This is a genomic window from Actinoplanes sp. CA-131856, from assembly GCF_050956135.1.
Classification (GTDB): Bacteria; Actinomycetota; Actinomycetes; order Mycobacteriales; family Micromonosporaceae; genus Actinoplanes.
Window position 1 is genome coordinate 10,588,328 of sequence record NZ_CP191849.1, and the last position, 11,644, is coordinate 10,599,971.

At 66.3% G+C, this 11,644-nt stretch carries 8 protein-coding genes; 4 read left to right on the forward strand and 4 right to left on the reverse strand.

Features of this window, described 5'->3' with window-relative positions; all coding sequences use genetic code 11:
* Positions 1–27: 27 nt before the first annotated feature.
* The 4 genes from ACQP2X_RS48750 to ACQP2X_RS48765 all read left to right on the forward strand — a co-directional run bounded on the left by ACQP2X_RS48750 (position 28) and on the right by ACQP2X_RS48765 (position 2,617).
* Positions 28–204 (forward strand): hypothetical protein, encoded by a 177-nt coding sequence (locus tag ACQP2X_RS48750; protein ID WP_498693191.1) that lies wholly within the window; start codon positions 28–30, stop codon positions 202–204.
* A 93-nt stretch (positions 205–297) separates the two neighbouring features.
* Positions 298–621 (forward strand): STAS domain-containing protein, encoded by a 324-nt coding sequence (locus ACQP2X_RS48755; RefSeq protein ID WP_498693193.1) that lies wholly within the window; start codon positions 298–300, stop codon positions 619–621.
* Between the two features lie 102 nt (positions 622–723).
* Positions 724–975 (forward strand): three-helix bundle dimerization domain-containing protein, encoded by a 252-nt coding sequence (locus ACQP2X_RS48760; protein WP_498693195.1) that lies wholly within the window; start codon positions 724–726, stop codon positions 973–975.
* A 307-nt stretch (positions 976–1,282) separates the two neighbouring features.
* On the forward strand, positions 1,283–2,617 hold the full coding sequence (locus ACQP2X_RS48765; protein WP_498701309.1) for a tyrosine-type recombinase/integrase: 1,335 nt from the start codon (positions 1,283–1,285) through the stop codon (positions 2,615–2,617).
* A 148-nt stretch (positions 2,618–2,765) separates the two neighbouring features.
* Here ACQP2X_RS48765 and ACQP2X_RS48770 read toward each other — a convergent pair whose 3' ends face one another.
* The 4 genes from ACQP2X_RS48770 to ACQP2X_RS48785 form a co-directional block, all read right to left on the reverse strand.
* The gene (locus ACQP2X_RS48770) at positions 2,766–3,317 is read right to left on the reverse strand and encodes a Uma2 family endonuclease (RefSeq protein ID WP_498693197.1); all 552 of its coding nucleotides are present in this window, start codon (positions 3,315–3,317) and stop codon (positions 2,766–2,768) included.
* 16 nt (positions 3,318–3,333) lie between these two features.
* The gene (locus ACQP2X_RS48775) at positions 3,334–4,521 is read right to left on the reverse strand and encodes a toll/interleukin-1 receptor domain-containing protein (protein WP_498693200.1); all 1,188 of its coding nucleotides are present in this window, start codon (positions 4,519–4,521) and stop codon (positions 3,334–3,336) included.
* 289 nt (positions 4,522–4,810) lie between these two features.
* Positions 4,811–10,036, reverse strand: a complete 5,226-nt coding sequence (locus tag ACQP2X_RS48780; protein WP_498693202.1) for a glycoside hydrolase family 2 TIM barrel-domain containing protein — start codon at positions 10,034–10,036, stop codon at positions 4,811–4,813.
* Positions 10,037–10,341: 305 nt separating this feature from the next.
* A complete protein-coding gene (locus ACQP2X_RS48785) occupies positions 10,342–11,640 on the reverse strand; it encodes a family 16 glycosylhydrolase (protein WP_498693204.1) in 1,299 nt (432 codons plus the stop codon).
* Between the last annotated feature and the right edge of the window lie 4 nt (positions 11,641–11,644).

Genomic DNA, 11,644 nt, shown 5'->3' on the forward strand with positions numbered 1-11,644 from the left:
GACGGCATCGCAGAGAAAGGTGTCGACGTGATCGTGTTGACGACGGGCGCGCTGGCCTTGTTCGGCGCGACTACCTGGCTGGCGTTGCAGCAGCCCGTAGCCAGGAATCAAGTACGCAATAGACAGTTGACGGGCGCCGGGCTCGGGTTGTGCCTGATCACCGTGGCCGGGGCGCTGACGGCGGCTCTCGTGACCATGCTGTGACCGGATGAACTCTATGGACGTTTCCTCGACCTTGGCCCGGGCGAGCCCTATGGTTGACGACTCGGAGAACACTGGTTAACGAAAGGTGACTCGATGACCGCGGACACGGTCGACGTCAACACCAGTTCCGACGGCACCCTCGTCATCAGGCCCCACGGTGTGCTCGACGCCGCCCGAGCGGTCGAACTACGCCGCATCCTCGTCCAGGCGATCCGGCATGAGCGGCCCCTTCGCCTCGCCCTGAACCTCATCGACGTCCGCGAGCTCGACCCGATCAACCTGGGAACGATGGTGGCGGCCTGCCATCTCGGCGACGACCACAGAGTCGCCGTGTTCTTCGACCAGCCGTCGCAGACCTTGGCTGGCATGCTCACCGCCGCCGGCGTGCCCGCCCACCGCCTCCGGCACGCTCCCTGATCTCGTTCGGATGGAAGTGAACTTTGGGCTAACGCCCGAATGGCCGCAACGGCTGGCGGGCATCACCAGCGCAAGGAGCACGACGACTTTGCGAGGTGCGCGATGACCGAACCCGCCGCCGGGGGCCTGGTCGACCCGGAGATCGCCCTGCAACGCCAGGTCGAGACCCTGGCTCAACGGTTCCCTGACGTGAGCCGCGCAGAACTGGCCGAGCGGGTGCACGCGACCTATGAACGACTCAAGGGTGAGGCGACCGTCGACTCACACCTGGTCGCCATGACGGAGAAACAGGTCACCGAGGACCTGCGCGGCAACGGTGAAACCGTCCAGGTCCGCAGCGACGATCCCGCCTAAGTCCCTTTACCAGCGGTTCAAGTCGTACGCGGCGCACCACCAGGCCGCACAGCGTCTGAGCGCCGCGTGGCGATCGGGTTCGTCGGCGCCCGTCAGCCATGACGGCAACCAAGCCCGGCCACAAGATCGGTAGCCGTCAGTCGCGGTGTCACTCCACCGAGGGAGTCCTCCACCCGCCCGCGTCCATCACGCTCAATGCAGCGGATCGGTGATGGAGGGCAGGGCGATGACCAGTACGAACAGAACCTTCAAACGGTGTGGCTGCCGCAACCAGCACGGCAGGCGGCTGGAGCAGACCTGCCCCAGACTGCCTGAGCGCGGGCACGGGTCCTGGTACTTCCAGTGCTCGGCGCCGAACCTGTATGGCCGCTCCGAACGCATCCGCCGCGGCGGCTTCCTGACCCAGAACGCCGCCCGGCAAGCCCGGGAGGACTGCCTGGCCGACAGCGCCGCCCGGCGCTCCGGTGACGGCTGGACTCTCGAGCGGTGGCTGCGGCACTGGCTGGACACCCGGACCCGGATCCGGCTGACGACCCGGCTGGCCTACACCCGCGACGTCGAGCTGGTGCTCATTCCCCGCCTCGGCCACTACCGGCTCAGTGATCTCGACGGGCCGCTGCTGCGGGCGGTGTTCGCCGAGATCGCGCAGACCACCAACGCCAAACGACTACCACAGTCACCGTCGGCACTGAACCATCTGCGCACCACCCTGCGTGCCGCGCTGAACCTGGCCGTCCGCGAAGAGCTGATCGCGTCGAACCCGGCCCGGCACATCGAGATCGCCGGCTACCGGCGCCCACATGCCCAGGTCTGGACCGACGGCCGCGTCGAGCAGTGGGAACTCACCGGGGAACACCCGGCGGTTGCGGTGTGGACTGCGAAACAGCTCGCCACCTTCTTGGAAGCCAACGTCGAGGATTCGTTGTTCGCGTTCTGGTGGCTCGCCGCCCTGCGCGGGCTGCTCCGCGGTGAACTCTGCGGGCTGCGGTGGGCGGCTGTCGATCTCGATCGTGGGCTACTGGTCGTTGAGCGGCAGCGCACCACCGCCGGCTACACCGTCGTCGAAGGCGACCCCAAGACCGCCGCCGGGCGCCGGGCCGTCGCCCTGGATAAGCACACCGTCAGCATCTTGCGCGCGCACCGCAGTCGGCAGCTCAACCACCGCGATCGCCGGCACGCTGCCGGCAAGATCTGGATCGACTCCGGCTATGTGTTCAGCCGTAAGGACGGCCTGCCGATCAACCCGAACTACGCCACCACTCGGTTCCGGAAACTCACTGAGCGGGCCGGGCTGCCCCCGGTCCGGTTGCACGACCTGCGGCACGGCGCCGCGTCGCTGGCGCATGAGGCCGGCGCCGACTTGAAGACGCTGCAGGATCTACTCGGGCATTCCAGCATCGTGGTCACCGCCGACACCTACACCAGCGTCCTGCCCGACTCCCAGCGCCGTTGCGCCGACGCCACCGCCGCCCTGGTCCTCGCGGCAGCCCGGCACACCCGGAAACGGATCAAGGAGAAGGCGGCGAAGAATCGGCCCGCGGGGCGCGACGAAAAACAAATCACCCCGGGAAATAGGGCCGATCAGAAGAGCCGCCGCCGCAGGTCACGGGCCCGGAAACACCCGCACCGTCACGGACGGTAGTGACACCCATGTGCCACCCACGTGACACCCATCGTCCACACAGGCCGGACAGCAAGAAGGGCCTGACCCGCGTTTCCGCAGTTCAGACCCATCTCAATCTTGTGCGCCCGAAGGGACTCGAACCCCTAACCTTCTGATCCGTAGCGGCTCAGGGGATGGAGGGAACGGCAGTCAACAGCAGGTCGAGCGTTTGTGTTCCATCCGGGCCGAGCTGATAGCCGCCGGTGTCGGCATTCAGAACGTATTGGCGAACCGTGGTGGCGTTGTCGCGTTCGACGATCCAGTAGTGCGGAATCGTGGCTTCGGCGTACTCGGCCTTCTTGATGATCCGGTCAACGACTTCAGACCCCCGGGACAGCACCTCGACGACGAGGAGCAGCCCGGCGGTGTCAGCGTAGCTCGACCGACTGACCCGCGGTGGTGATCCTTTCGCCCATACCGTCAGGTCGGGAACGCGGGCGCCGCCGATGTCGATGCCGCAATCGACGACCACTTGATCGGGGCCGTAATCGTTAGACAGGAGCCAAGCGAAGAGCCTGGACACCAGCAGCGCGTGACCAGGATCCGCTGCCGGCGCGACCGACAAGACGCCCTCGGGGCTGAGCTCGTAGCGATGGTTCTCGTCGGCCGCCGCCATGGCCGCGAGATCATCGAGGCTCACCTGCACCGGCATCTCCGTGCCCACGGTTTCGGCACCCATCATGCTCTCCTGAGGTTCATCGGAGTCCGGTGACGGCACGGTGCTGGGCAATGAGGCGAGCCACGAGTTCTGCCGCGACATCAGCGGAACGGGTGACGACCGCGTCGTACTCGACTGCCTCATCGGGGTTGACGTGGATGTGGTCGGCGCGGTCGAAGCCAAGGGCCACGTGGTTGCTGGGGTTGGTGGCGCTGCCGTAGGAGATCATGGTCGCCGGATCGAGCCCGATCGCCGGCACCACCAGCGAGCCGTGTGGCAGGTCAAGGGCGGTCAATGCGTCGAGCATGTCGGCGACCTGACCACCGAGGTGTTCGACGTCGATCACGGAGCCGAAGGATCCGCGAGGCAGTGGCGCCCACGCCGACCGCTGACCGGAACGCGTTACCGCCAGGCCCTTGGCATTGTCCCAACTGCCGCCGGCCGCCCGAGCGAGAGTGGCGTCGGAATGGGACTCCAGTGCTTCGAGCTGGGTAAAGATCCCGGTCCTGCGCCCGTGGTCGGGCAGTCGATCCTTGAGGTCACTCAACTCGCTGACCTGGAGCCGAGAGTCTTCGCCGGAGAAGACCATATGCACCTCGACTACTGCCGCGCCTTGCTGGCCTTGCCGCCCGTGCATCGGATCAAGGTCGCGGTGCCAGGACACCGTGATCGGCGAACCCGGGTTTTGCCATCGCAGTCTGTCAGCGGGTCCTCCCCCGGAAGTCCGGACGGCAGCAGGAAAGGGGGCGCCGACGGTGGGCGGGGGCGATGAGGTCATTGAGGGGCCGGGGAACGGCGGTGGTGTGGTGGGCTTGTTGCGCTCGCGACGGACGCCTTCGAGGACCAGCTTGCGCGCGGTGTCCTCGTCCTTTCCTTGGATACGGATCTGAACGACCTGGCTGAGCAGGCCCGCCGGTTGGCATTCCTCGACCATGACCGGCACCAGGGCGTTCTTCACGCCTTCCGGATCGCTGGCGAACACGGCAGTCCATTCCGGGGTCGGGAACTGCGCCTTGAGGTAGGCCGGTGAGAGCACCGCGATCATCCGGGGGCACTGCTTGAGTGCCTTGTCCATCTCGACGGCGAAGTTGCTGCCGGGCCGGAAGTCCCACTCCTGGATCGTCACCGTATGACCGTCAGCCTCGAGGATGTACGCGATCCACGTGGCCCACGCCTTATCGACTGAGGTGTAGGAGACGAAGAAGTCCTTCACGACGGAGTCCACCAGCCGAGGATAGAGGCCGGGTCTGACAACCTCTCGCGCCACGCATCAATCGGGGTGAGTCGTAGAACCCGCAGGGCTCGCGGAGGGGAAGCATCTGGTCCGTTGCTTTGCGGAGGAGGGCCGGTGCCGGCCCTATGAGAGGAATCTAGCCAGGGGCACGACAGAAATAAGGACTGCTGCTGGCGGTGGCGCGGGGCCTCGAACGAGGTGAGCTTCCCCGCTTCGGCGAAGCGGGGAAGCTCACGTCTGGGTTCAGTGTCGGCGGAGCCGCTGGGCGGTATTCGAGGTCTTAGCTGGTGCTCGGCCCTGTGTCTTCCCACGGGCCGTTCGGGTCTCCCGGCTCTTGGTTGCGTGTCCACCATTTCGCCCGCCATTGGTGGCCGTTGTGGGTGACGAGGTCGCCTTGGTGGTAGATGGTGGTCGGTGACCATGTCGCGGAGGCGTCGTCCGGGTGGCATGCGCCTTTCGCGGACCATGGGCCGGTGGGGTCGCCCGGCTTCTGGTTGCGGGTCCACCACTGCGCTTCGAACACTGTCGTGTCCTGCACGATGAGGTCGCCCTTGATGTATACGGCGGATGCGGTCCAGGCGCGGTGGGTTCCGTTGTCGCAGAAGACCTGTGCTCCCAGCTCGGCCCACGGTCCGGTCGCCGAGAGTCCCGGCTGTTGGTTGCGGGTCTGCCACTGCGATTTGTAGATGGCGCCGTTGTAGGTCGCCAGCGTGCCGGCCGCGTATTGCGTCTGAGCCGACCATGTTGTGGCCGTGGTGCTCTGGCCGGTGATGCGGATGATCGCCGCGCCGGTGGCGCCGGTTGAGTCCGCTGCGGTCGCTTTGACCACGACGTAGCCGTTGGCGATCGCGGTCAGCGTTCCGCCGGTGCTGACGATGGCGGCCGTGGTCGGTTTGCCGTCGAGGCCGACGACCGACCATGTCACGCCGGTGGTGGTGCCGGTGCCGGTCTGGGCGTCGAAGTCCAGGGTGCCCTTGTCCGTGTTGATCGCGGCACGGCCGTCGGGCTGGGTAAGTGCGATACGTTGAGCGGCGTTCGCCGACTCGTAGTTCGGGTACCGCAGCGCGTCTTGGCTGCTGAGCCTGATCGCTACCGTCGATGAGAACCGGCCGTCGGTGTCGGTTTTGAGGACGTACGGTGTCTGGTTGAGGCTGCTGTTGGCGGGGAAGCCCCAGCCGGAGTTGACGTTGAGGCGGACGGTGCGGTCAGCGTTGACGGCCGCACGCACGGAGTCGTTGCCGTTGCCTTCGACGTTGACCACGGCATCGGTGTCGGTGAAGTCGACCTGGGCGTAGTGGACGTTGGTCTTCGAGCCGCGGAAGTCGTTGGTTCCCCGTCCGCCTTTGTCCTCGTCGCCGAAGTTGTAGAAGTCCTTGTCGTCGAACTTCCACGGCATGGATGGCCGCACGCCCCACTGCCGTTGGTAGTCGACCTCCTTCGACGCTGTGCCGCTGTTGAGGCCGTACTGGTCGTTCGGGTAGTAGGAGAAGTATCCGTCTCGGTCCCAGGTCACCGACTCGGCTTCGGGCGCCAGGTCGAAGGCTACGCCCGCTTCGTAGGCCTGGACCTGGGTGGACCCGCTGGTGGTCAGCGTCGACAGGTAGGCCGCGGCCGCGGTCGTGTCGATGGTGTAGCCGGAGACGATCTTGCCCTGTCCGTCGAACGCGAGCGTGAACGTCACCGGGGTGACGATCGGGTCGGCGCCCGTTTTCGGCGCGGTGCCGGTGTAGGTGCCGGTGATGGTGACGACGGCCTGCCGGTCCTGCGTGGTGGAGCTGATGGATTCGAGTTTCCAGGTGCCCAGGCCGAGGTAGGAGGTCGTCGCGGAGCTCGTCTGGGCCGTGTTCTTCGACTGCAGGTAGCCGCGACCGAGGTTGAGGTGGGGTCCGCCGGTGAGCAGCGTCTTGCCGCCGGAGTTGCCGGTGGTGATCTGGCCGGTCGTCTTGTCGAACGTCACGTCGAAGTCGGTGCCCTTGACGGTGATCTCTGTGTCGGTGTCGGTCACGGCGGGGGCTGCGGTCTCGGCGCCGGACTGGGCGAAGACGTAGGTCGGCGAGCCGATCGTGATGATGTTCGTCACGACGTTGACTGTCCTGCCGTTGGTGGTCTTCTCGAACTCCAGCTTGACCGTGTCGCCGTACTTCCATCCGTCGGTGGGTGCGGGGACCGCTAGGTTGCCGGTCGCCCGGGGCGCCAGCTCGGCGGTGATCTTGGTGCGCTGGCCGTTGTTGATGGTGGCGTAGGCCGCGAAGTCGGCGTCGGCGAAGTTGACGGTCTCGTAGCGGTTCTCGTAGGGCAGCGTCAGGGCGCCGGTTGCGGCTGCCGGGTAGGCGGCTGCGTCCGCGCCTTTGTACTGCACCGGCGAGTACACGTTCTTGGTGCCGTAGATCTCGGGTTTCTCGCGGCCCCAGACATCGACCTGGCCCCAGTCACCGATCCCGTCGACCTGGTTCTTGCCTTCGGTGTACCAGTCCACGAAGTTCCAGATCGCGCCGCCCATGTGCCGGTCGTTGGCGTACACCTCCTCCCAGTCGCGTTTGATCGTGGCGTAGTACGTCTCGCGCAGGCCGGGGTCCTGCTGGAGGTCGCCGATCGAGGTGTCGAGGAAGCCGTGGGCGTATTCGTCCCAGAGGACCGGCATGTTCTTGAACCGGGTGCGGTTCATGTACTTGAGGCCGTCTTCGGCGATGCGGTAGTGCTGGCTGAGGATGTCCACGACGAAGTCCGCGGGGGCGATGTTGCCGGACTCCATGGCCGGTGCCCAGTACCTGCCGCCCCAGGAGAAGATGGTCGGGCGGGTCCGGTCGTCGGCTTTGACGTAGGCGCCTTCGGCCTGGAAGTTCGATCCCCAGCGGGACTCGTTGCCGAGCGACCAGATGATGACGCTCGGGTGGCTGCGGTCCTTCTCCACCATCTCGCTGGCGGTGTGCTGGAAGTAGTCGGTGTAGTTCGCGTCGTTCTTGGCGTGGTCGCCGAACTCGCCGACGAAGGTGATGGAGTTCTCCTGCTCGACGTAGATGCCGTTGGCGTCGGCCCAGTCGAGGGTCTCGGTGCTGAGCGGGAAGTGCGCCGCACGGATGAAGTTGATGTTGTTTTCCTTGAGTTCTTCCAGGTAGATCTTCTGCCGGGCGAAGTCGTAGGCGACGTCGGTGCCGTACTGGGTGAGGAAGTTGACGCCACGTAGCTTCGTCGGCACGTTGTTGACCTTGAAGACGCCGCCGGTGGTGGACAGTTCCCGGAAGCCGACCTTCTTGCTCAGGGTCTCGACCGTGGTGGTGCCGGTCTTGACGGTGGCGGTCAGGGTGTACAGGTTCGGGTGCTCCGCGTCCCACTTGGCCGGCGTGGTGACGGTGTTGGCGACGGAGACGTCGGTCAGCGGTGCAGCCAGTTGCAGCGTGCCGGCCGGGAGCGCGACCGGGTTGCCCTGGGGGTCGGTGAGCGTGAGGTCGACCTGGGCGGTGCCGGCGTCGAGCGCACCGGCGCTGGCGGTGACCTTCAGGGTGGCGTTCTGAAAGTCGTCGTCGAAGTCGGTTTCGACGTGGAGCCGGTTGAGGTGGGTCTTGGGCGCGGCGAACAGCGTCACGTCGCCGAGGATTCCCCGGTCGTGGCGCAGGCCGAGGAAGCCGTAGCCCTCCTTGTTCGCCTTGTACCGGCTTTCGTAATCCGAGGCGGTGGCCGCGTCGAGCAGCCCGACGCCTTCGAGGCTGTTGCCTTCGGCGGTGATGGCGATGGTGACCCAGTTCTTCGCCCCAGGCGTGACGTAGTCGGTGATGTCGACGTCGAAGGCGTTGTACTCGCCGCGGTGCTCGCGCACGAATGTTCCGTTGACCCAGATGCGGGCGTAGCTGAACGCTTTGTCGACGCGCAGGAACACGTTCTGGCCGGTGTAGTCGGCCGGGACGTCGATCTGCTGCTTGTATGCCATCTCTCCGTTGTTGCCCGGCCACCAGCGGGTGTCCGCCCAGGCGATACCGGTCCGGGTCGGGGTGCCGGGGAGGTAGACCGGGAAGCCTTGGTGGTCGAGGTTGCCGGGGATCGTGGCGGTGGCCCAGGAGCTGGTGTCGGCGTCGTTCTCCCAGAACGCGTTCTGCGGTGTCATGGTGAAGCGCCAGGCGCCGTTGAGGGAGATCTTCGGGTTCGTCACTGCGGGGATCGAGGCCGGGATCGCGTTGACTACGACGCGGTCGAAGTCGCCGGTCTGTGCGCTGGTCGGCATGCGCTGTTCCGGGGTGGCGGTGGTGTTCCTGGTTCCGTACACCGTCCACTCGGAGACGCCGATGGTCTTGCCGCCGTTGGATCCGGTGATCCTGATCCGCGCGTAGCGGCGGTGGGAGTCCTTGAGGTCGATCGAGTGGAGGCGCTCGGTCGAGGTGCCGTCACCCCGGTAGTACGGGTAGTAGGCGATGTCGTTGTCGGAGACCTCGACGAGATAGGTGTACTTCCCGTTCTCCTCCGGCCAGGTGATGTCCATCCCGGCGATGTCATAACTGGCACCGAAGTCGAGGGTGATCCATCGGGCCTCGTTCTTCTCGGCGCCGATGACGTCGGGCCGCCAGCTGGTGGTGATGTCACCGTCGATGGCGGCCGCCGCGGACGTGCCGGTGTCGGCGAGGGAGGAGACGCTCGGCCTCGGGTTGGCGATCGGCACGTAGGTGGCCGGGTCACGGATGGTGTAGGAGAACGAGACGACCTCGGAGGTTTCCCGCCCGTCCGCCACCGCGATCGCCGTGATGACGGTCGGCGCGGTGATCGGAATCGGCCCCGAGTACGGCGTGGACGTGGCGGCCGGGGGTGAGCCGTCGGTGGTGTAGTGGATCGTCGCGCCCTCGTCCAGGGTTTGCAGCGTCACCGTCGTGCCGGAGGTGAGTTTGCTGCCGGTCGGATAGTTCGCGGTGACCGCGCGCAGCTTGGTGGTGTCGTAGATCTCGACCTCGGAGACGGACAGCCACCGGCTGCCGGCGAGGATCTCGAGTTTGACGGCGTCGCCGGACGTCGGCTCGGCGAGTCGCTCGACGATGCTGCCGGCGCTCTTCTCGGCGTCGGCCACGGCACGGTCAGCCAGGGGCGCCCAGGTGTCGCCGTCCTTGGCGCTCAGTCGGAACCGGGTGATCGGGTACCGCTTGTCGTAGAGGCCGATGACCGCGGCGTTGAACCGCACCCGGTCGGTGAGCCCGAGTTCGAGATCGAAGATCGCTCCCGCGGCTTCCTGGGCGTAGGTGCTGGGATCGCCGTCGACGGTGTTCTTGGCCTCGTGGCCGGAGTAGGCGGTCTTGCTCATGGCCGTGGAGGCGCCGTATGCCAGGTTCTGGTATCCGGCGAAGTCGCCGGTGGTGGTGACGGCCATCGCTGATGCCGCGAGGGCCGGGGAGGAGGCGGTGACGGGGGCCGGGGCGGCGGCAGCGGGCGGGGGCCCGACGACGGTGATGACTCCGGCGCAGAGCAGCGCCGCGGTGATTGTTGCCAGTTGCCGGAAGGTGGCTCTGCGGTGTGATCGGGGTGGATGCACAGATCGTCCTCTCGTGGGAGCGGGAAGAGCGGAACGGCGGCGTCGACGAGGTTGCAGAGCCGGCGCCGAGCAGGCGCGTAAACCGGTGCGACGGCGGTCATCGGTGAGGTGCCCGCACGGGCGTGGTGGTGCCGGACGAGGGCGGCGTATCCGGCAGCAGTCACGGGTTGCGCTGGCGCGTCGGCAGGTGGGCTGTGGCCCGGACAAGAGGTGTGACCGCTGGCGATGTCGTGTGACGTTGTGGCGATCGGGTGGTTCCGGGGTGTGGGGGCTTGGTGGCGGCCGATGGCCGCCACCAAGCCGTCTCAGCTCACCGGTTCAAGGGTCCAGTCGGCGCTCCACCACGTGCTGGGAGCGGCCCCTTCTTCGACGTAGCCGAGCTTGTTCTGCGCGTGCAGATAGTCGCTGCTGTTGCGGTTGAGCAGGCGCTTGTAGTTGCCGTTGTCTTGCAGGGTCCATTGGGCGCTCCACCAGTCGAACTGGACGGGGCCGTACTGGGTGATGGCGGTTTTGGCCTGATTGTTCAGATAGGCGCGAGACCATCGGTTACGCAGGTAGGTGTTGCCCTGGTAGGTCTCGACATACCACTGGCTGGACCAATAGCCGGCCGGGACGGTGGTGCTGAGCTGGACCTGGCCGGTCTTGTCTTGCAGGTGCATGTACTGGCCGGTGTTGCGGTTCTTGATCCGGTAGGGGCCGGATTCGGTGGTGTAGCCGTTGTTGTCCTTGTAGACGCGGATGTAGTCGATGTTCCAGGTCTTGGGCCAGACGTCGTTGGCGGTGCCGCTGTTCTTGGTGTCGGTGTAGATGCCGAGCAGCATGCCCATGGGGTAGTTGGGGGCGTCGGCCATGCTGGTGATCAGCTGGTTGTCGTAGTAGAACTGCAGGCCGTCCGGAGTCCAGTTCATGGCGTAGATGTGGTACTCGTCGGCGGGGTCGCCGCTGATAGTGACGTTGCGGGGACTGTTGCTGATGCTGCTGTCGGTCCAGCGGCGCAGGTTCGGCTTCCACTGGTTCGGCTCGGAGAAGAAGTTTTCGGTGATGTCGATTTCGGCGGTCTGCCGGGAGCCAGTGCCGGCGGCGTCCTGGTCTTCTTGGGTGCCGACCATCCACCACGCGGAGTGGCCGCCCCCGCCGACGTCGGGGCCTTTGGCGCGCATCTCGAAGTAGCCGTAGCGGGTGGTGTAGCCGTTGAAGACGGGCTCGTGGTGGTTGATCTGCATGCCGCTGCTGAATCCGTCGAACTGGTGCAGGTAGTCACGCTCGTAGGTCTGGATGCTGGAGACCTTGACGTCGGCGTCGTGGACGGGATCCCAGGCCGGCTGGTCGGCGTCGATGCGCAGGTTCAGCGCACCGCCGCTGATGTCGTAGCGGGCGGCGGACAGGTCCCGAGTGCTCCAGTGCGGCAGGTAGTACGGCAGCCACTTGCTGGTGTCGAGGCTGCTGGTGTTGAACTCCTGGTCGAAGTCGAGGGTGTAGCCCGACTTGGTCGCCGGGTTGGCCGGGAAGTCTGCCGCCAGTGCCGGGGTGGGGATCACCGCCTGGCCGACGGTCAGCAGGGCTGCCAACGTCACGGCGATCGGTATGCGCAGGGAGCGGGTCATGGTC